We start from the raw sequence: 17,416 nt of genomic DNA on the forward strand, positions 1-17,416 counted from the left end.
TATACCCCCTAAATCTCCCTCTTTTCAGGGGGAGACTTTGAAGGCTTAAACGGTAATCACCGCGACATCACTCATCCCATACCAATAAGCACGCTCTAAAATACGTCTCGCCCAACGCTCATGCGTAGCAGGCTCACACATAGCGCCATTATGCTGAAATACGGCAGGCGCACTGTGATTGAGAATCAAACTGGCGGCTTGATAATCTTCAAGACTCACTTGTAATGCCTGATGAATAATCGCTATTTGGGTGGGATGAATGGCGGTTTTTCCGACTAAACCATGTTCTATATCTAAGATTAATTCTTGGCGCAATAATTCGGGTTGCTGGAGTAGCTCACACACAGGAGCGGTTAAACTAAAACCAGCCGCCCCCATCACGCCCGACAACATTCCTATCACATAACCTACAGGACTTTGATAGAGTGTATGGTTTTTGCTGCGTCTTAAGCCTAAACAACTGAGTAAATCATTACCACCAATCCTCAAGACTAACACTCTATCATTTAACTCTTGCTGTAATGCCTGTGCTAGTTCGGTCATCGCGGTGGCATCAAATACTTCTTTACTTTCTAAGGTGGGCATCACTCGTAAACTGGTACCTTGTAAAAGGTGTTGCCAAATCGCTACATCATGCAGGGTAAATTTGGGTAATACCAAGCCATCAATTAAAGACATTAATGGCCAATCAACTAACTGTTTAGCCATATTCAAATGGCGAGGCCGCACAAAGACTAGGGGCGCATCTTTGTAACGCTCACGACGTGACAAATCGAGTAATAAACGCTGTAAATTATTGAGCGCAAAGTCGACATCCTGTTCGGCAACCGCATCTTCCAAACAAATGACCAAAGAGCGTAATTGCGGAATTTTTTCACCACACACCACTGCCAATAAATCATTACGCGTTGCAGGCATGTATAAGGTTGCACCCAAGGCATAAGGGGATAGTTTTTCCATTTAACGCATACTCCTAATCAAGGTTAAGGCTCGATATTGTCCCAACGCTTCACCTGCTTCTTCAATCCTCACGCCTGTTTGCTTGGCCAAATACAGCAATAAGGCAATGTCAGGGTCTTTGTCACTACGGACTAACACTTTTTCGGGAACACGACGCATCACTGCCCGCGTGGCTTCGGCAATACCTACCTTAATCCGATTGATATTGTGTACCTGATGACGTTGGGCAAATTGATGAATGACGGTTTGACTGGCTTGTTGTAAATGCTGCGCTTGTTGGTGTGTCCACGGGGCTATTGTCTTTTCGCCGAGTATGGTTTGTTGTGCCAGATGGTCTATGTGTTCAATAAACGATTGACTGACATCGACATCGGCCAAATGCGGACACAACATGCACCCATGAAAACCTTGTTCTGTCAGTACCGAACGCGAGACTAAACCCGAAATACTTGCGCCTAATACGCCCGATGGAATTAACCAATCTTCGGCAGAAGCCGCTAACCATGCTTTGCCACAGGGGTCGGCTAAGGTAATCAAACGATGCTTTAGCTCAGGATAGTGACTTAAACTCTGTGCTAACTCTTGTGCAATAGCCCCTTTACCCGTCCAACCATCGACAAAAAAAATGCTGTCAGGATGATGATGAGCCAAAATATGCGCCATCGCTACATGGTCAATGCCTTTATCACGAATAATACTGACACCATAATGTGTTACGCGACAACCCCGACGTATTAATGCGCGTTTTAACAAGATGGCAATGGGTAAACCTGCTCTAACAAAAGATACCAGCGTAATTTCTTGTTGATGGGCATATGGGGCTAGCGCACTCGCCAATAACTCAATATCTTGTGCAAACCTCACGCCACCTTGCTGTAAGGCTTGTTGATAAAACTGTTGATGTAAAGCCGTGGGTTTAGGCTCTTCGCTGAGCATTTGCGAGTAGTGCTTTTGTCCCGACTGAATTAAACGCTCTTTTTCTAGAATATCTACGGTAGGTAGCGTCAGTTGTTGCAGTAAAAACTCAACATCTGAGGCCAAATAAGTGCCTGCAAAACCCGTCATCTGCATCACTCCGTTATACCCAATTGTTGATAGACGCTCTTCGCTAATTGGCCTTGTTGCGGCGTTGCCCACCAATCACAGCGTTGCAAAAAATCAACATCCGACAAGCTATCCCCAAATCCTAAAATGGGACGCTCGCCATGCCGCTTTTTGTCTTGTTGCAACCAATAGTCAACGGCAAATTTTTTATGTAATACCTTGGGCAAAATCGCTAAGTTATTCGCATTTCTATGGATATAAAATGCGGTTAACGCCAACTGCTGTTGGATTTGCTGCTCGACATCGGCTAACACACTATCGTCATGACCACTTTGTTTAGCTAAGGCGTAACAGGCTAAGCCCTGCTCTTCAACCAACCATGTTCTTAAGGTTAAATTCAACTGTTGCCCTATACGCGCTAGCTTTTCTCGAACTTCCTCTAACAACATGGCATACGGATTTAGCTGTTGTTGCATAACAGCATGCCAATCTGGGTCTATGTCGCCATTTCGCGTTAATATCACCGCACCATGTGCACAAATCGCGCCTTGATTAAACGGAATTTGTACGCGTTTGAAGGCATCGACACTCCGCGCGGTGACAGGTACAACATCCGCATGGGTCAACAACCAGTCAATAAAAGCACGTTGTTTGGGATTGGTAAAACTCAATGGCTGCCCTTGTTTATCTAGTGCAGCGACTTGTCTTGGCATATCAGCAGGCATTTTGCGTGCCGTTTGCAGCAAGGTGTCATCCAAGTCCATTAAAAATAGCGGCTTAATCATCCACAATCACCTGTGCATTTAATGCGGTCAACAACGTTTTATCTATCATGGTTGCGGGGGTTTCTGTGCAAATAATAATTCTATCATATTGATTAACATCAACATTATAAGAAAAATTAGCAATCCCTAAACCATAGTTATCACTAAACGCACGACTGATGTGAATGGCATGCCCCAGTGCGATGGGTGAGCGCGTGGTTGAAGCAAAATACACCTCAGCCCCTTGTTGCTCTAGCTGTTCCGCCAATAAAAAGGGTCGCCAGACATATTCACTCGTACCTAACACTAATATTTTTTCACCTTTATTTGCCGACACTTTGTCGTTTAGCGTGGCGTGATGATGAATTACTCCCAAACGTCCCCAATCTAAGGCTAAATTAGGTTGCCATTGTCCCTGAGCGACGCTATCTACTTTGGGCATATCGGGCAAGGGAGCATTCGGATTATCTTGCCAGCAATAAGTACCCGACAATAAGGATACCGTTTGGGCTTTTTTGCCTAAGGTTGCTTGCACCGCATCCCCCGACCAGTCGGTTAAGGTCGTGGCAATAATACGCTCAATCTGTTGCAAACCTGTGTCTTGTAAGGCGTGCGCCAAATTAATAAACGTTTTCCCTGTTGAGGCTTCATCATCAACAATAATTAAAGTTTTAGTGGCTAATAATTGTTGTTTTAAGGCCTCATCAACAGGCCAATGCAATAAATGGGAGCTGGCATGACTATGCTCCTCCTCAAAACGGGCAAACAACGGTGTGCCTAAACTATGACGGGTACTCATCCAATACATTGCCTGTGGATAACGTGTTTGTAACGCCCGATGTACGCCCGCGCCTAAGCCCACCGCCGTTTCGGCCATGCCAATTACCAAGATAGGCTCTGGTAAATTATCAGGAATTTTTGCTGCTAATTGTGTAAAGGCATCTGTCATCACCGAGGGTTTAACAGGAATATGTCGGCCTAATACCTTAGAGACAAATAAAAATGCGCGTTTCGGATTGCGTCGTTCGGCAAAACCAAATAATTGCTCAGGCGCAATAGCGGCTTGCTCTACCTGCACGGACAGCGTACCGCGTTGAAGATGGACAGCAAAAGAGGAAGTCATAAGAAGTGTGTGTTTTCAAACAGATATAGCCTATTTTAACAGTAATTCACGGTAGGGTCTGTTGATGTTTTGAGCGAGTTTAGACCATTTGTACGACGACCAAGCGACTGCCTTCGCCTTTAGATAATAAGAGTTGCAAACCATCGACCAAGGTCACATTATCGCCTATTGCAATCGGTTGTTTGCTAGAAACATTGACTAAATCGGGCAAGGCTTCATTGACTAACAGCCATTGTTGCTGATGAAAAACAAAATAGCCAACTCGCTTTTTTTGCGCAGGACTTAGCCGTTCATTGGGCACAATATGATGATGGCTATGCCACGGATAGAGCGATTGATGGTGATATACCGTCAAACGGTGATTATCAGGAACGAAACGTCCCGCCTCAGCGGCAGAATAAAAGTTCAGCAAAGGCAGACTACCTTGCCACGGGGTGTGGCAAAACGGACAGATGGCGGGTGTTTGTGTCAAGACATACCATTTCTGCTGGCAGGCGCTATTACCACAGGGCAACATGACATCCACTGTTTTAATCAACGCTTGCTCCCATTCATCGGCACTAGGACGTAACTGCGGCTGATGTAAACCCGTGACAAAAGCCCGAAAAAACAAAGGCGACAAATACATACCTGTTACCGTGTAGGGCAATTTTTGTGTATCTTTCCACGGTAATTCCGCCGCGTTGACATACGCCTTGTTAATGCGATTGCTCGTATCTTCGGGGTGCTCAATAAAGAGTGCTGCCTCGCCCATCATTAAGGCATCATCACGCTGTGTATTGCGGACATCATGGACTTTGTCCCCACGCAATGGGTGACGATACAACAAATACATATAAATCAAGACCGCTAAGGCATGCTCGTCTGTGCTGATGCTCGGTAATACCCGCGCAGGGTCTGTGACTGCTAAATGTGCCGTTTTAACACATTCAGGTGCAATAAAATCAGGCGTACCGACGACATCGGGCGCAAATTTATCGGGCACAACTAAACCATCTAAGTCGATTAAACAGGCATTACCTGTGATGGGGTCAACTAAAACATTTTTATACGACAGGTCGGAGTGTGCTAAACCTGCGGCATGTAAACGTCGCACCGCGCGGGCAATTTGCAAGCCAATACGGACGTGGTGTAACCATGTGCCTAACTCTCGCTCGTCTAAAAATTTTTGTCGATTACTGGCGGAGGCAAACCATTTGCCTTCTTTTTCTTTACCTTTGATGCCGAGCATATCTTGTTGTTTGGCACCATAGGCAAAAAAGAAATGTGGCGCATAAAATGGAACAACAACCCCTATACGGTCTTGGTAGGACACTAACGTGGTTGGCCAGCAATAAACGGTTGTCCAATAGTCCGCGCCTTGCTGCTGAAAAACCCTCTGTCGATAGCTCCCTGTAATCGCTTGCAAACGTTCAATTAAAGCTGCGTCTGCTTTACGTCTAAAAAATGCGACGACATACTCCCGTTGTGGCGAAAAATAGACATCCTTCATTGCACCTGAGGCTTTGATTTCATCAATAAACTCAATCTTTGCGCCATCAAAGGCTGTTAGCTGAATGACTCGACTCATTTGTCCGTCTCCGCAGGAGTACTATCGTTCTATCATCGTGATTACCTGCCGACCAAAAGTCTAACCACGCTAAAAGACTTTCTGCCTGCTGTGCTGTTGTACCAATCTGTGCGTCTAACTGTTGCCAATGCTGAGGCTGCTGTAAGGCGTTTTCTGACTCAAAGAAGGCATCACTGACACCGTCTGTCATCAACCAAACGGCGCGCGGTATGAGGCTAACATAGTGTTTAACCTGTACCTGCGCCAACGTCTGTGCGTTTAAGAATTGCGTTTCGCCTGCATACTGTCCCGTTTCAGGTTGATGCAAACACACCAAGGGTTGTTCTGGCTCATACAGTGCTAATACGCCATCACCAATTCCTAAACTCAGGTAGTGAAATTGGCCGTCTTGTCGCCAAACCACTAAGATTAATAAGGTCGTTGCATAGGCATTGGTAGAGACGTGTTGCTGTCTGGCAGCTTGCTCAATCGCATGCCATGCACAAGCGGCCGCTTGCTGTAAATAGCGCTCCACTTGTTGGGGATTACATGGTGCTTGATTGAGTGTTTGCTGTAAAAAAAGACCTGCTTGCTGACAAGCCAAATATGCGCCATAACGACTATAGTTGGCACTACCAGCCCCGTCGGCAACTATCGCAATCGCCCAATTCTCTTGCGCGGCAATAAAATAATCGTCATCTCGACACAAACCTTTATGGGCGTGTGCACGCCCGCGTTGACTCGCGGCAACTAGCTGATAGTCGCTGTTGTTTAGCATTTGCGACTGGCTATCTGGTTTAGGATAGATATCTGGCCGCGAAGGAATATTTTGCCACAAACTACGCGGGTCAGCGTGTATGGTCAGTTGGGCGACCGCGCTGAGAATGGCTGTTGATTTATCTGTCGCTTGATAAAATATCTGTACGGCATACTGGCCTGCTTGCTGAGGTGTCCCCACCAGTGCCTGTTGTTGCTCGTCAAAACGCAAACCTGTACTGGTGGCGATATCAAGGGCACAAATTCGCCACTGAGCGACAGACTGTGTTTGTGGCACTTGCTGATAAGCGCGGCCAACATAGGCAGGGACAAAATGAAACTGGGCTACAGAGTTCATGGTTTAACCACGCGCACGGCTGATATCAAAACCATCGCCAGTAGACAGTACAAAATCATTTTCATATTGGCAGTGTGGACAAATCGCCTCACCTTCGCCACCAATACATAATAAATTATTGCAATTACCACAGGCTGCTAAGGCATAACGATGTCCACAATGGGGACAACCTGCCGCTCCTACCAATAAATCGGTATTAATCGTCGGCGTGGCCATACTGTCATCACACAATTCATAATAATCCCGCTCTAAGGGCATCACGCCCACCAGATGATAACGACCAAAATCGACATTAAATTGGCCATTGGCTAAGGTCATTGGCAAGCGTTCATATTTAATCAAATACGGCAGACGGCTACGTTGACATACGCCTGAGAGAATCACATAGTCTTCATCTACTTTGGCGGCTAGGCTTAAATCGCCCAGTTTACTCAAAATAGAATCATCTAACTTGGCCAGACTGACGCCGTTTTGTTGTGCAGATACGCTGCGGCTTTGTGCTACCACTGACTGACTCACCCAATCAATAAAACGCTTAAAATCGTCTTCGTTTTGGGCATTCAAATGCACGACATGGGGAGTTAATTTGGCTAAGGCATTGAGGTCGGCATACTCGCCCACCCCAATCGCGACTAAAGAGGCTTGATGTTGATAATATTTTTGCCAACGATACAGGGCGTCTTTGAGATGATCTGTCGGTTTACCGTCCGTCATCAAATAAACCACAGGTTTCCAGTCACCTTTGCGTTCGGGCGTGGTTTTTAACACTTGTTGGTCTATTTCTGCCATCAAATGGCTTAATGCGGCACCCAATGCTGTGCCTGAGCCAACGGGTAAACGAGGAGGATAAAAGGAAGCCACGTCGACCAAGGGCGTTAGGGTTTTCGCTTTCCCTGCAAAGGCGATAATCGATAAATAGACGGTCTCTAGTGCGTAGGGGTCGGTGCGTAAACTGGCGACTAAACGCTCCAGACCGTGTTGTAGCTGGCGCAAATTATCACCTGCCATAGACTCAGAGACATCTAACAAAAAGAAAATAGGCAAACGACGCATACACACCTCCTTGTTATTCAGAACACCCGCATGAGAATAGCCTCAAATGACAATATGGATTTCTGCGGGTGGCGGCGGCAATGTCATGCTTGTTTCACTGTGTTGATTCGCACTGACAGTTGCCGATAACCAACGAAAAAAGCCTGCAAAACTGGTGCTATCCATGGTATCTAAGCTAACCACTGTCTCTGTAAGGCGCTTTAGTGCACTGGCATCGGCTTTAGTCCCTGCTGCACAGGCCACAATTTGACCAAACCTACGTGCTTTAATGTCAGTAATGGCTTCACTAAATGCCAAGGTATCCGATGGTTTGCCATCGGTCATGATAAATAATAAGGGCGGCCAATCGTGTTGGTCGTCAATGTTTAGGTCTCTATCGACCCGTTGACACACGGTTGCCAAGCCTTCTCCCAAAAAAGTCGCACCTGATTCGGGGCAAACAATCATCGGTAAATTAAGCTGAGCAAGAGGGGTTAAGGGCACGACTTCTTTAATTTGCGAGTCAAAGGTGATAATGGCCATGTGTACCGCCGCTGAGGCCTGCGTGTTTTGGCGTAACGAAGCGAGCATGGCTTTGAGGCCACTATTGACCGATGCAATCGGCTCACCACGCATAGAACCAGACGTATCTAATAATAAATATACCGCTAAACGACGGGTCATCATGAGCAAATACTCTCACAAGCGCCTGAAGTAAATAACTCGAGTGACTGTCTAAACGGAGACAGCCACGCCTGAGTTATCATAAATACTGTTTTAAGATTTCAACAAAACTATCGCTGGCATTGGGTGTCCCTAAGGCACGGAACTGCCAACCGTCTGCCTCTCTCACCACTTCGGCAAAGGTCATCGAACACATATGGTCGTAGTGTGATTCTGCGCTAATATTAAATCGACACAGCTCTTTGCCTTTACTATCGACCGCACGAATAAAGGCATTGGCGACTTGACCAAAATGCTGGTTGCGTTGTTGACCTTGGTAAATAGACACCACAAAGAGGATGCGCTGATATTGTGTCCCTAACTGGTTGAGCTTAACAACAATTTGTTCATCGTCGCCATCACCTGCACCTGTTCGATTATCGCCCGTCAACCAAATATGACCACTCGGATGTTGTTTGCTATTAAAAAACACCACATCCCCGCCAATCAGGTCTTGTTTTGCGCCTAGGCTCGCGACTTTACCATTTTTATCTAATAAAAAAGCCACTGCATCCAAGTCGAATTCGGCAGGTTTTGCCGCAAACAGAGAGCCAAAAAAACCTTTTTTTTGTGCGCTTTGGGCAATATCCCAGCCCAAACCAATGGTGACTTGGGTTAAATCGTTTTCGCTTTTACGTAAAGAAAGACCTTCACCTTTTTTAAGACTCACTGCCATGTTATTTTCCTTATTGTTAGGGGCAATATGCCCCTCATTGATGTTGGGTGATTGTAGGCGCTGTTAATACTAAAGCCTGACTCACCTCGCCCACCGTCATGCCGACTTGTGGGACTGGCCACTGTAACTGAGCATAACCACAGACTAGGCCTTTTAACAAGAGATAGGGTAAATTTACACCCGCAAGGCAGGCCATAGCCATACCCCCAGACGGTCTTGCATTAATTTCTAATAATTTAATGCCGTGTGCACCTTGACGATATTGAACATTAAATTGGCCATTGAGTTGTAAATGCTGCGTTAAACGCGCTGTCATGGCGGCAATGAGGGGATTATTATCAATCACTTGATGCGGAATTTGTCCTTTTTGCATCGGTTTACGGCGTTGTATCGCTGACCATAATTGGCCATGTTCCGCTAAACAGTCGACACTCCATTCATCGCCATTCAAGTATTCCATCACTAATAAAGTCTTAAATTCACTGTGCTGTTGAATGGCGTGTGTTAATTCGGCAAATGACACAATGTATTCATCACCTGCCAAAATATGTTGCAAACAATCACGTTGTTCATCAATGACGCGAAAACCCAAACCAAAAATCGATTGTGATGGCTTCACACACAGCGTATCAAACTGTTGACGTAAATGTTGATAGGCGGCCTGAAATTGTGCACCATTATTGACACTGATGGTCGTCGGGAGTACAGCAATGTCAGGGGGTAATTGTTGCGCAAATGCCGCTTTATCGTCTAATAATGTTAGCGTCTCACTGCTTGCCACAACTAACAAACGTGTGCCTTGTGCTAAAAACTCGGCTTGATAGTCTGCCAAACAAATAGCTTCTTTACCCACCACAAAAATATCAATCTGATGCTGCTGGCAAAACGCTAAACACCATGAAACGTAGGCTTGCCCCACTAAACCTGCTGGCTCTAGATAGGCTTCATCGGCCACCAATAATGCGCGAGCATGGTGTTGGGTATGACTGGCAATCAGATAAAACTCCCCGTCTGTATCGGCCTGTTTAATCAGTTGAATCATCGCGTGGACAAAAGAAAACGATTTGTTATACCAAACTCTGGTCATAGCAAGTGCCTAGCTGGGTGTGATGTCTGTTTTATAGAAGGCAAACCCTCCATAATTGGAGGGTTAATGAGGATGCGAGAGCATAGGCACTCACCTTAAGTCAGTGCCTAAGTAGCTTATAAGTAACTACGAATTTGGGGCATTAACTGTTCAAAGGTACGGCCTTGACCATTTTCGCCAATGGCATGCATTTTCCATTCGCCGTTATGTTTATACAATTTAGCCATGATTTGCGCTGAATGGTCGCCTTGACAAGACAAGTTATAACGGGCGATTTCTTGGTTATTGCCACCGTTGATTAAACGACAAAAGGCATTTTCGACTTGCGAGAAACTTTGACCCGTAAAGCTATTGACTGTAAACACGAGGCTTTTGACATTCGCAGGAATACGACTTAAATCGACGGCGATTTGCTCGTCATCTCCTTCACCTGCGCCTGTACGGTTGTCACCACTGTGTTTGATGCTGCCATCTTTACTTTGTAATTGTCTAAACCAGACGATATCCACCATCTGACCCGCGTCATCAAACAGTAAACAAGAAGAATCTAAATCAATTTCTACCGAGCCGCCACCAAAACCTAAAAAACCTTTCTTTTTAGCAACGTCCCAACCTAAGCCCATTACCACGCGGGTCAAGCCAGTTCCAGCTTCTTTTTCTAAAGAAATTTTTTGACCCTTTTGTAAATTTACTGCCATTTTTACCCTACTCCACGTTAAAAAATTAAGGCTGTTTGAACAACAAAAACAAATCACTATTATCCTTCGACTTCGCTCTGGGAACAGATTGCGTTAGTTGAGCGAAGTCGAAACTAAACTTATCAAGACTAACCATTACCTGCGGTTGAACTGCGCATCCATGCAATAAAATTCTCTTTATTACGTGAGCAAATCACAACTTTCCCCTTGCCCGAAAAACGTAATACCACGCCTTCGCCACTGGTGACGCTGTTTACCAAACGACTCATTAAGCCACCGCCTTGGCTGGTACTTAAAGAGACTTTGTGTTGCAAACGACTATCCCATGCCACGACATGCGCATTATCGATGATGACATCTTTGTTAGGCTCTACATCTAAGGTAAACAAAGACCCCATGCCAGAGACAACGAGTTTGCCAAAACCAGAAGCCTCGGAATAAAAAAAGCCGCCAGCCTGACCAAACATACTCATTAACGCCCCTTGCATACTGAGCTGTTCCATACGCGAGACTAAACTGACGCCTGTTTCTGCGGCAACAAATGCACCATCACTTAAGCAATAACTGCTTGTTCCCACATCTAAAATTTGCATCCCCCCTGTAAGTACAGGCGATAACAAACAATCACCCGCCCCCCTCACCGCTTCAATGTGTTGTTGAAACAAGGATTCGCCATTGGCAAAACTACGCATTAATGCTTGACCAATTCCGCCCATTTTTCCTTTCAAATCAAGGGTATCTTCCATCATGACCATCGAATTGGATTCACAATAGATTTTTTCACCTGTTTGCAAACTGACATGCAAAAACGGGTCAACTTCACCTGTGACTGTAAACTGTGCCATTTATTCTCTCTTAAAATCTATGTTTACTTATTCCCTTCGACTCCGCTCAGGGAACGCTTTATGACTCGGCTCAGGGCGCATTTTGCGCTGACTGAGCGGAGTCGAAGTCTATTTACTGCCTTCTCGCCAGTTAAAACCAAAGCCAAACCACTTATCCATATCAGGATGGCCATGAAAATATTCCACTAATTTGGTAATGGCTAATTGCCCGTTTTTATTTTCAATCATGGCAATCGCGCACATCCCTTTGCTATCACTGGTATCGAGGCGAACTTCAACAGGCGGCTGGTTTTCGGCTTGAATCGTGACGACTCCATCTGTGGCAGCCCAATTCGGTACACCTTCATAAATAAAGGCAAAAATAAGAATCCGCTTAAAAACGTCAAAATATTCGCCGTTAATACAGAGATTTTCTCCTTCACTAACAGCGCCTGTACGGTCATCACCTGCTAAGTAAATAAAAGGCGGTTGCTGCAAACTACCAAAATGATTGCCCAAGGCTTGTACCACGCCTTTGGCACCGTGCGTCGTTTCAAACATACAGCCCAAGTCTAAGTCGATATTTTGCTGACCCGTATTCCAAAACCCTGTTTTAGCGACTTTACGCTGCCAGTTTAAGTTGACCTTAATATGCCCAAAACCTTTAGCATCTAGTTTAGTCAGGGAAATTTTGTCACCTGACTTTTCGAGTACCACTTTTTTTAGGGAAACTTTGACAGGCGTGGCGGGCGGCATGGGTGGCGCAGTCACTGGGACTGGCGCGGCAACAGCCCCGCCAAAATGGGTCACTAAGGCGTCTAAGCCGCCATTAAACCCCTGACCAATGGCACAAAAACGCCATTCGCCTTGCTTACGATACAATTCACCAAGCATTAAGGCTTTTTCTTCGGCAAAGTCACGGCCTGCAAACGCAAATCGGGCTTTTTCTTCGCCCTGCGCTAACAGGCGTAAATAACTACCCTCGCGTAATTGATTCATTGTGCCTGTACCATCAATAGCAGCCGTAATCACTAAACGGTCAATGGTAGATGGCAATAAACCTAAGTTGATGGCAAAGGTCGTGCCGTCTTTACCTGTAGAGGGAATCATCTTTACGCCACCACAGGGCGTTTTGGGCTGATTAAAAAAAGTCATATAGCGCTCATCACTGAGCTTTTGTGTTGCGTCTAGCCCAAAACAACTGATATCAACAACTAAGGCGCCTACGGTTGTCACCGCCAATTCAAAGGTTTGGCTATTCAGTAAAGACGCAATTGGCAAACGCTGACCACGGCTAATTTCCATGCCCTATCCTCTGTGTAGTAGATTTTTTTGTTGTGCTTGGGCTAACCACTTGGGGTATTCATTCATCAAGCGGGCAAATAATTGTTCGTCGCTCAGCTCTTGCGGGCTTTTGACGCTAAAAAAGTCCGCATTATCGACGTAACGACCTGTTAGGTCGTCTAATTTTTCTAAAAACTCAAACGCGCCCGAACGACCAATGCCCATAAACTGCCAAAAAATAGGTTGATAGGAGGCATACAGCATTTGTTTTTCGGCCGCTTTACGATTGCCCGTTGCCCCGTCGGTAACAAACATCACATATATAGGCAATTCGGCAGGCGATTTTATGGGATATTGACGCTCGCTATCATCCTCTAAATAATGCCGACGAATCAACTTCATCGCAGGCGCATAATCTGTACCAAATTCCAGACGGTATTGTTGAGTTAAGTGACGAATATAGTGCTGGTAATTACGCAGGTCGATGGTTGGCGCATGATGTGACTTTTCGCCAAACAAAAAGACATCCACTTCACCATCATCATCAAACCGACAGGCTAAAGCCAAAATACGTTCTACAAAGGCTTGAATTTTGCCTTGGTTGTATAGTTCACTCATCGAGGCAGAGATATCTAAACACAAACAGACTTTGGCACGATGTTCGGACAAACCTGACTTTTCGAGGGAAATCTGTGCTTTTTTGACTAAATTAACTAATTGTGGGGCTTCTTGCTCAATACGTTTTTCGAGTTGTACCCGTTTCGTTAAATGGGGTTTAGTGGGTGCTGGTGTGTCAGCTACCTGACCACCAAAATGGGTGACTAATGCCGCCAACCCGCCATTAAAGCCTTGTCCAATCGCCGCTACACGCCATATACCGTCTTTACGATACAGTTCTGCCACCATCAACGCACGTTCAGCGGCAAAATCTTGCCCTGAAAAACTAAAACGACAACCTTGTCCTGTCGTGATTGCGAAATGGCTCATCTGTAGTTGCGACATCGTGCCTTGACCGTCGATAGCGGCGGTAAAGACCAGCTTGTCTATAGCATTAGGTAATTTACTTAAATCTATGCGGAAATGGGTCTGTTGTGCTTGCGCACTCACTAAGGTGACACCGCCACAGGGCGATTGTGGCTGATTAAAAAACGTCATATAACGCTCATCACTGAGCTTGCCCTGACTGTCCAAACCAAAGCAACTGATGTCTATGGTGAGTGCACTCTGCAACTGTAAATAAACATCCAGTTGTTGGGTGGGACACATATCACTGATTTTTAATTTTTGGCCACGAATCATATCCATGATGTCATCCTAAAACAAAAGGCGAGACTAGCTCGCCTTTTTTAGCGGCTAATTAGACATTGACACCATAACTGGCCGCTAATGGGCCTAATCCGCCTTTGAAGCCTTGACCAACGGCCTTAAACTTCCATTCGCCATTGTGACGATAGACTTCACCAAAAATCATCGCGGCTTCGGTCGAACCGTCTTCAGACAAGTCATAACGCGCAACTTCTTGCTGACCCGCATCGTTTAATACCCGCACATACGCACGAGAAACCTGACCAAAGTTTTGACGACGACCTTCTGCATCATAAATCACGACACAGACAGCCACTTTTTCAGCGTCGGCTGGCATTTTGCTCAAGTCAATGACAATGGTTTCGTCATCGCCATCGCCTGCACCTGTGCGGTTATCACCACCATGTGCGACCGACCCTTCGGCATTTTGTTTGTTATTAAAGAAAATAAAATCATTATCGTTACGGACTTTACCACTGGCATTTAACACAAATGCGACTGCATCTAAGTCAAAGGCGGCGCCATCAGTTGCGCGCACATCCCAGCCTAAACCAACAATCATTTTGGTCATGGTTGGGGCTTCTTTGCTCAAATTAACATTGCCACCTTTTTGTAAACTAATCGCCATTTTCTTGCTCCTTTGTTAAAAATTTCGCTGTCTTAACCCACGTTCACGCCGTGTTGTTTACATAATGCAAATAGGCCGCCGCTATAGCCTTGACCTACTGCCTTAAATTTCCATTCCCCGTTATACCGATAAACCTCACCAAAAATCATGGCCGTTTCGGTCGAATAATCTTCACTCAAATCAAAACGCGCAATTTCACTATTATCAACGGCATTGATAATACGCATAAAAGCGCCCATCACTTGCCCAAAACTTTGCCGACGACTTTCTGCGTCATGAATGGTGACCGCCACCACTAAACGCATCACCTCTGGCGGTATTTTGCTCAGATTGACTTTAATCGCTTCGTCATCCCCATCACCCGCGCCAGTACGGTTGTCTCCCGTATGCTCTACCGAGCCACAACTTGAGCGCGTTTGATTATAAAAAATAAAATCCGCATCCGAACGCACTTTGCCAGTGTCTGCCACCATAAATAGGCTGGCATCTAAGTCAAAAGGTGCACCATCGGTTGACCGTGCGTCCCAACCTAAACCGATGACAATTTGGCTCAGATTAGGGGTGGTTTTACTTAAGCTAACATTTCCGCCTTTTTGTAAACTCAGTGCCATAATGACAACTCCTTGTATGTATATTTCGGTGACTTTGGGGCTTAGTGCTTAATCTTGTGCTTTATATGTGGCTTTTATCATAGCTTACAAATATGACTTTATAGCAGAATTGTAAAAGGAGGCTAAATTCTTATTTTTTGGACTGTTTGTATTGAGCTGTAGCCCTTTTGTACACATAAAAAAAGAGCGCCGAAGCGCTCTTTTTATTGCAGCCCATAATTAAGCGGCTTCTAGCTTACGGTGTTGTATGGATGACCATACGGACCAACCAATAAACGCCACGCCTATTAACCCCGTGATAACTTCAGGGATATGCACGCCTGTACCACTGAGTAACATAATGGCGGCTAATGCACCAATTGCATAATGTGCACCGTGCTCCAAATAAATATAAGCTTCTAAGGTACCTTTTTCTACCAAATAAATGGTCATCGAACGCACAAACATTGCACCAATCGCTAAGCCCAACATAATAATGACGACATCGCTGGTAATCGCAAAAGCACCAATCACCCCATCAAAGCTAAAGGAGGCATCTAAGACTTCTAAATATAAAAAACCACCAATACCTGCTTTGACAACATTACCCGACACATTGGCTGTGGCTTGTGCGTCGTCATCATGGCTACTGCTCTCGAGTAAATGCCCGAGTGCTTTAACACCGACATAAACAACAATGCCCCAAATACCCGCGAGCGTCACTACTAATTTCGTTTCGCCTTCAACTGCACTCACCATAAACAAGAGCGCAATTAAACTAATAAAAACGGACATCGCAGGCACATTGGCTAAATTGGCGAGTCTATGTTCTAACCAATGAAACCAATGGGTGTCTTTTTCATCATCAAATAAAAAGTTCAAAAATACCAATAGCAAAAATAACCCACCAAAAGCTGCAATTTCTGCATGATGTGCCATCAGTTTTTCGGAATATGATTTGGGGTCATTGAGTGCTAACTGTGCGACCTCAACCATACTCATATCAGCCGTCACGCCAACAATCAGTAACGGGAAGACCAAACGCATGCCAAATACGGCAATCAAAATACCAACCGTTAAAAAGATGGTACGCCAAAAATGGTCCCAGTTACGCAAGACAGACGCATTAACAACCGCATTATCAAAGGAGAGAGAAACTTCCATCACAGCTAAAATTGCTGTAATCAGTAAGGCTTTGAACATGGCATTAATGCCCGCTTCGGGGCCATGTGTTAAGCCCCACCACGCAGAGAGTGCTAAGCACACAAAGGTGACAATGAAAGATATTCGAAAGTGTTGCAAGATACTAATTCCCTATGAAAACAGCTCAGTGGCATTGTTTTAGACCATCATTTCTGTCTCTAAAACGCAGACTGAATGTATAAAGAGTAAGATGAACCATGACGCAAGAGGAAAAACTCGACATACTTGTCGCTAGTTAGCGATAGCCAAAGTCTATCGCCTTCACCGAGTGGCTCTACAAAAACATCCTCTTCGATGCGGGCTAATGATAACGCGAAAGCAAGCTAAGAGCTATCGACAACCAAAATCTTGGTTTGAGCGCGTGGTTGCCTGCATCACGGTTATGTTGCTAAACCAGAGTCGCTAAGAAGCTAGTAGCGCTCCTGTAAACCTCTTGTCTATCTCGATACAAGCTCCCGACACCCATCTGTGCGGGTGTTTTTGGAAGCATCCTTATAAGAATGGATATTAAGCACGTGCTGCCATCTTAAACTTAGATAGCAAAAGCAACAGGCGGTGACTTGAGAATCCATAAGGGGTAGATATGTGTAAAACTAAACCTGCCGCGTTTTTTGAGAGCTAAACCTTAGCATGATATTGTCTGCCCTGTTGCTAAAAGCTGTCAATAATTTGGCGCATTGGGTCAAGTCTATTTTTTGTACTAATCTATGCTTATGCACTATAACAACGACTGACCATTCGTATCCATTATGCCTGCTGATGCAATCCAGTAACGGTATCGAGTACGCATGGTACTACATGCCAAGTAAAGG

At 45.2% G+C, this 17,416-nt stretch carries 17 protein-coding genes; all 17 read right to left on the reverse strand.

Features of this window, described 5'->3' with window-relative positions; translation table 11 throughout:
- Nucleotides 1-45: 45 nt before the first annotated feature.
- The 17 genes from C8N29_RS03205 to C8N29_RS03285 all read right to left on the reverse strand — a co-directional run bounded on the left by C8N29_RS03205 (nt 46) and on the right by C8N29_RS03285 (nt 16,703).
- A complete protein-coding gene (locus tag C8N29_RS03205; protein ID WP_107864591.1) occupies nt 46-960 on the reverse strand; it encodes an HpcH/HpaI aldolase/citrate lyase family protein in 915 nt (304 codons plus the stop codon).
- Nucleotides 961-2,025: a cysteine protease StiP domain-containing protein gene (locus tag C8N29_RS03210; protein ID WP_170106870.1), complete on the reverse strand. Its 1,065-nt coding sequence runs from the start codon at nt 2,023-2,025 to the stop codon at nt 961-963.
- A gap of 5 nt (nt 2,026-2,030) precedes the next feature.
- On the reverse strand, nt 2,031-2,789 hold the full coding sequence (locus tag C8N29_RS03215) for an HAD family hydrolase (protein WP_239986948.1): 759 nt from the start codon (nt 2,787-2,789) through the stop codon (nt 2,031-2,033).
- Nucleotides 2,782-3,891, reverse strand: coding sequence for a phosphoribosyltransferase domain-containing protein (locus C8N29_RS03220; protein ID WP_107864594.1), 1,110 nt, complete (start codon nt 3,889-3,891; stop codon nt 2,782-2,784). Before C8N29_RS03220 ends, C8N29_RS03215 begins: the two co-directional genes overlap by 8 nt.
- Nucleotides 3,892-3,970: 79 nt before the next feature.
- Nucleotides 3,971-5,461, reverse strand: a complete 1,491-nt coding sequence (locus tag C8N29_RS03225; RefSeq protein ID WP_107864595.1) for a helix-hairpin-helix domain-containing protein — start codon at nt 5,459-5,461, stop codon at nt 3,971-3,973.
- A complete protein-coding gene (locus C8N29_RS03230; protein ID WP_107864596.1) occupies nt 5,430-6,554 on the reverse strand; it encodes a PP2C family serine/threonine-protein phosphatase in 1,125 nt (374 codons plus the stop codon). The genes C8N29_RS03225 and C8N29_RS03230 overlap by 32 nt, the downstream gene beginning before the upstream one ends.
- A gap of 3 nt (nt 6,555-6,557) precedes the next feature.
- Nucleotides 6,558-7,607 (reverse strand): TerY-C metal binding domain-containing protein, encoded by a 1,050-nt coding sequence (locus C8N29_RS03235; RefSeq protein ID WP_107864597.1) that lies wholly within the window; start codon nt 7,605-7,607, stop codon nt 6,558-6,560.
- 42 nt (nt 7,608-7,649) lie between these two features.
- On the reverse strand, nt 7,650-8,273 hold the full coding sequence (locus C8N29_RS03240; protein ID WP_239986949.1) for a vWA domain-containing protein: 624 nt from the start codon (nt 8,271-8,273) through the stop codon (nt 7,650-7,652).
- Nucleotides 8,274-8,349: 76 nt separating this feature from the next.
- Nucleotides 8,350-8,985, reverse strand: a complete 636-nt coding sequence (locus C8N29_RS03245) for a TerD family protein (protein WP_107864598.1) — start codon at nt 8,983-8,985, stop codon at nt 8,350-8,352.
- A 34-nt stretch (nt 8,986-9,019) separates the two neighbouring features.
- The gene (locus tag C8N29_RS03250) at nt 9,020-10,072 is read right to left on the reverse strand and encodes an ATP-grasp domain-containing protein (protein WP_107864599.1); all 1,053 of its coding nucleotides are present in this window, start codon (nt 10,070-10,072) and stop codon (nt 9,020-9,022) included.
- A 116-nt stretch (nt 10,073-10,188) separates the two neighbouring features.
- On the reverse strand, nt 10,189-10,770 hold the full coding sequence (locus tag C8N29_RS03255) for a TerD family protein (protein ID WP_107864600.1): 582 nt from the start codon (nt 10,768-10,770) through the stop codon (nt 10,189-10,191).
- Between the two features lie 128 nt (nt 10,771-10,898).
- Complete coding sequence (locus C8N29_RS03260) at nt 10,899-11,615, reverse strand: TIGR00266 family protein (RefSeq protein ID WP_107864601.1); 717 nt, start codon at nt 11,613-11,615, stop codon at nt 10,899-10,901.
- Nucleotides 11,616-11,723: 108 nt separating this feature from the next.
- Complete coding sequence (locus C8N29_RS03265; RefSeq protein WP_107864602.1) at nt 11,724-12,899, reverse strand: TerD family protein; 1,176 nt, start codon at nt 12,897-12,899, stop codon at nt 11,724-11,726.
- Nucleotides 12,900-12,902: 3 nt separating this feature from the next.
- Nucleotides 12,903-14,183 carry a VWA domain-containing protein gene (locus C8N29_RS03270; protein ID WP_204509263.1) on the reverse strand — a complete coding sequence of 427 codons (1,281 nt, stop codon included), beginning with the start codon at nt 14,181-14,183 and terminating at the stop codon, nt 12,903-12,905.
- A 52-nt stretch (nt 14,184-14,235) separates the two neighbouring features.
- Nucleotides 14,236-14,811: a TerD family protein gene (locus C8N29_RS03275; protein WP_107864604.1), complete on the reverse strand. Its 576-nt coding sequence runs from the start codon at nt 14,809-14,811 to the stop codon at nt 14,236-14,238.
- Nucleotides 14,812-14,843: 32 nt separating this feature from the next.
- Nucleotides 14,844-15,422 carry a TerD family protein gene (locus C8N29_RS03280; RefSeq protein WP_107864605.1) on the reverse strand — a complete coding sequence of 193 codons (579 nt, stop codon included), beginning with the start codon at nt 15,420-15,422 and terminating at the stop codon, nt 14,844-14,846.
- A gap of 219 nt (nt 15,423-15,641) precedes the next feature.
- On the reverse strand, nt 15,642-16,703 hold the full coding sequence (locus C8N29_RS03285) for a DUF475 domain-containing protein (RefSeq protein ID WP_107864606.1): 1,062 nt from the start codon (nt 16,701-16,703) through the stop codon (nt 15,642-15,644).
- Nucleotides 16,704-17,416 lie beyond the last annotated feature (713 nt).

The sequence above is a fragment of the Agitococcus lubricus genome (genome assembly GCF_003051055.1).
In the GTDB taxonomy this organism is placed as follows: domain Bacteria; phylum Pseudomonadota; class Gammaproteobacteria; order Pseudomonadales; family Moraxellaceae; genus Agitococcus; species Agitococcus lubricus.

Coding starts and splice junctions, on each gene's coding strand:
- C8N29_RS03205 (WP_107864591.1), bottom strand. CDS start 960: ATGGAAAAACTATCCCCTTATGCCTTGGGTGCAACCTTATACATGCCT.
- C8N29_RS03210 (WP_170106870.1), bottom strand. CDS start 2,025: ATGACGGGTTTTGCAGGCACTTATTTGGCCTCAGATGTTGAGTTTTTA.
- C8N29_RS03215 (WP_239986948.1), bottom strand. CDS start 2,789: ATGATTAAGCCGCTATTTTTAATGGACTTGGATGACACCTTGCTGCAA.
- C8N29_RS03220 (WP_107864594.1), bottom strand. CDS start 3,891: ATGACTTCCTCTTTTGCTGTCCATCTTCAACGCGGTACGCTGTCCGTG.
- C8N29_RS03225 (WP_107864595.1), bottom strand. CDS start 5,461: ATGAGTCGAGTCATTCAGCTAACAGCCTTTGATGGCGCAAAGATTGAG.
- C8N29_RS03230 (WP_107864596.1), bottom strand. CDS start 6,554: ATGAACTCTGTAGCCCAGTTTCATTTTGTCCCTGCCTATGTTGGCCGC.
- C8N29_RS03235 (WP_107864597.1), bottom strand. CDS start 7,607: ATGCGTCGTTTGCCTATTTTCTTTTTGTTAGATGTCTCTGAGTCTATG.
- C8N29_RS03240 (WP_239986949.1), bottom strand. CDS start 8,273: ATGATGACCCGTCGTTTAGCGGTATATTTATTATTAGATACGTCTGGT.
- C8N29_RS03245 (WP_107864598.1), bottom strand. CDS start 8,985: ATGGCAGTGAGTCTTAAAAAAGGTGAAGGTCTTTCTTTACGTAAAAGC.
- C8N29_RS03250 (WP_107864599.1), bottom strand. CDS start 10,072: ATGACCAGAGTTTGGTATAACAAATCGTTTTCTTTTGTCCACGCGATG.
- C8N29_RS03255 (WP_107864600.1), bottom strand. CDS start 10,770: ATGGCAGTAAATTTACAAAAGGGTCAAAAAATTTCTTTAGAAAAAGAA.
- C8N29_RS03260 (WP_107864601.1), bottom strand. CDS start 11,615: ATGGCACAGTTTACAGTCACAGGTGAAGTTGACCCGTTTTTGCATGTC.
- C8N29_RS03265 (WP_107864602.1), bottom strand. CDS start 12,899: ATGGAAATTAGCCGTGGTCAGCGTTTGCCAATTGCGTCTTTACTGAAT.
- C8N29_RS03270 (WP_204509263.1), bottom strand. CDS start 14,183: ATGGATATGATTCGTGGCCAAAAATTAAAAATCAGTGATATGTGTCCC.
- C8N29_RS03275 (WP_107864604.1), bottom strand. CDS start 14,811: ATGGCGATTAGTTTACAAAAAGGTGGCAATGTTAATTTGAGCAAAGAA.
- C8N29_RS03280 (WP_107864605.1), bottom strand. CDS start 15,422: ATGGCACTGAGTTTACAAAAAGGCGGAAATGTTAGCTTAAGTAAAACC.